Genomic DNA, 2,251 nt, shown 5'->3' with positions numbered 1-2,251 from the left:
GGTCGTGACGGCGGTGGCGAGCAGGGCGTGGCGGGTGCGCATGTGGTGTGCCCCTTCGTCCGAGGGGTGGCCGCACAGGAGTCCACCCCAAGTGGTCAGGTGCATGACACCACGCCCTGCGGTGCGGCGTCAGCGGTTCGTCAGCAGTACAGGTTGCCGCCGGGCGAGACCCCGAGGATCTGCGTGAACCGCTGATAGGTGCTGACCCGGCTCTGCACCTGGGCCGGGTTCTTGCCGTCGCACTCCAGGGAGCCGTTGATGCTGCGGATGGTCTGGCCGAAGCCCGCCTGGTTGACCATGGCGGCGTGCGGGGTCATGGTGCCCGGGCCGGTCTGGGTGTTCCAGTACCACAGGGCCGTCTTCCAGGCGACGGCCGCGTCGTTCTGCACCAGCCAGGGGTTGTTGAGCAGGTCGATGCCGAGCGCGTCGCCCGCCGCCTTGTAGTTGAAGTTCCAGCTCAGCTGGATCGGCCCGCGTCCGTAGTAGGCGGCCTGTCCGGCCGGGCAGCCGTAGGGGCGGCTCCAGTCGCAGTAGTGCGGGTAGTTGGCGGTGTTCTGCTCCACCACGTGCACCAGACCGCCGGTCTCGTGGCTGACGTTGGCGAGGAAGGCGGCGGCCTCCTGCTTCTTCACCGTGTCGCTGCCGGTGGTGGCGAAGCCGGGGTAGGCGCTGAGGGCGGCGGTGAGCCCGCTGTAGGTATAGAAGGGGTTCCGGTTCGGGAACATCTGGTTGAACTGAGCCTCCGTCACCACGAAGGACCCGACGGGAGTTCCGGGCCCGTTGTCACAGGCGTAGGGCTCCCAGTACCAGGTGCTGATGGTCGGGTCGTAGCCGGGGTTGCCGTGCTCGGCTATGTAGGCCCTGCCGTCCGTGTAGCGGACGATGTCACCGGCGTTGTACCACTTCCCGGCCTGCCAGTTCGGGTAGCTGGAGCAGGAGGCGGCCGCGGCGGGGGCGGCGGGGAGCAGGACGGGTGCGGTACCGGCCAGGACGAGTGCGGCGGTCACGGCGGCGAAGCGGCGTCTCGACAAGGGATCAACTCCTTTGCGGGACACGGCCGCTCCCGCGCTCAGGGCAGCAAGGGGCGACCCTCGACCGCGTGCACCGGGGAGCCGGTCACGGCGTGGGGGCGGCCGTGGTGGGGGGTGTCGGGCACACTCAACCGCTTTGGTCTGTACCAGTCAAGGGTTTAGACCAATAGATTCCGCCAGTCCGCTTCCGCCGATCCACTTACGCCGGTGCCGGACAGGCGCCGCCCCGAGCCTGGATCAACCGATTCCGGTGAGGGCTCAGCCGCCCTCGGCGGGCACCACGACCAGGAACGCGTCCGACTCCAGATCCATGACCACCGTCGCCGGCTCGCCCTGCGCACGGCACCGGGCCGCGTACTCCTCGGCCGGCCACGATCCGCGCGGCGAACCCGCGGGAAACCGCTCCAGCACCTTCGCTCCCGATGCCGTGGTCATGGGGGCGGACACCTCCTGTGGGTCTGCGACACCTCGCCCACAGTCCGTCTGCCCCCGGACCACCCGGACATGTCGCGCCCGGGTCACACCCCTCTGACCTGCCCCCGCGCGCATGTACGGCCTGAGCGGAGCCATGTGCGCCCTCGGCGTGTGGATGATCATCTCGCAGATCGTCGGCGAGAGCCCGGACGCCGGAGTCATCTGGAACAACATCGTCGTGGGCGCCCGACCCTGGTGCTGGGGCTGATGTGTGCCGCCACGGCGGCCAGGGCCACGACCCGGTCGTGACCCCCGGCCGCTTCCTCCGGTTCCTCCCTACGTGAAGGAAGCCGAACGCCGGTCCGCGCCCGCCGCGGACCGGCGTTCGCGCGTCCGGCGCAGGCCCGTCGCGCCGTGCGGCGGCGGGGTGCGTGTCCCCGGCGTCCCGGGGCAGACGCTCTACAGCGGTTCTACTGCAGGGGTCAGGAGGAAGAGGGGCGATATGGAGATCGACGGAGTCATCAGTGCCATCGTCATCGGCATTGTCATCGGCGTCCTGGGCCGTCTGGTGGTTCCGGGGCGTCAGCGCATCGGGATTCTGTGGACGATCCTCGTCGGCATCGTGGCCGCACTGATCGGTTCGGCGATCGCGGCGGCCCTGGGCGTGGCCGACACCAAGGGCGTCGACTGGATCGAATGGCTCATCCAGATCGGCCTCGCCGCGGTCGGCGTGATCGCGCTGGACCGGGCGAAGGCCCGCCGCTGACGAGCACGCCGGCGGCTTCGCGCACGGGCATCGCGAACGG

At 70.0% G+C, this 2,251-nt stretch carries 3 protein-coding genes and 1 pseudogene; 2 read left to right on the top strand and 2 right to left on the bottom strand.

The genetic code is table 11. From position 1 onward, the window contains the following. Nucleotides 1–140 precede the first annotated feature (140 nt). A complete protein-coding gene (locus ABD207_RS13135) occupies nt 141–1,031 on the bottom strand; it encodes a glycoside hydrolase family 19 protein (protein WP_344012666.1) in 891 nt (296 codons plus the stop codon). 258 nt (nt 1,032–1,289) lie between these two features. Then, nucleotides 1,290–1,466 (bottom strand): hypothetical protein, encoded by a 177-nt coding sequence (locus tag ABD207_RS13130; protein WP_344012665.1) that lies wholly within the window; start codon nt 1,464–1,466, stop codon nt 1,290–1,292. 100 nt (nt 1,467–1,566) lie between these two features. On the opposite strand from ABD207_RS13130, the pseudogene ABD207_RS13125 reads away from it, so the two are divergent. Together ABD207_RS13125 and ABD207_RS13120 are read left to right on the top strand one after the other, a co-directional pair. After that, nucleotides 1,567–1,754: pseudogene (locus ABD207_RS13125) on the top strand (SPW repeat protein); the annotation flags it as partial. Between the two features lie 193 nt (nt 1,755–1,947). Further along, complete coding sequence (locus ABD207_RS13120; protein ID WP_344012663.1) at nt 1,948–2,211, top strand: GlsB/YeaQ/YmgE family stress response membrane protein; 264 nt, start codon at nt 1,948–1,950, stop codon at nt 2,209–2,211. Nucleotides 2,212–2,251 lie beyond the last annotated feature (40 nt).

Origin of the sequence: Streptomyces thermospinosisporus (assembly GCF_039526425.1) — a bacterium.
Taxonomy (GTDB): Bacteria; Actinomycetota; Actinomycetes; order Streptomycetales; family Streptomycetaceae; genus Streptomyces; species Streptomyces thermocarboxydovorans.
The sequence above is the reverse complement of the archived record's forward strand: the minus strand, read 5'-3'. Positions and strand labels throughout refer to the sequence as shown.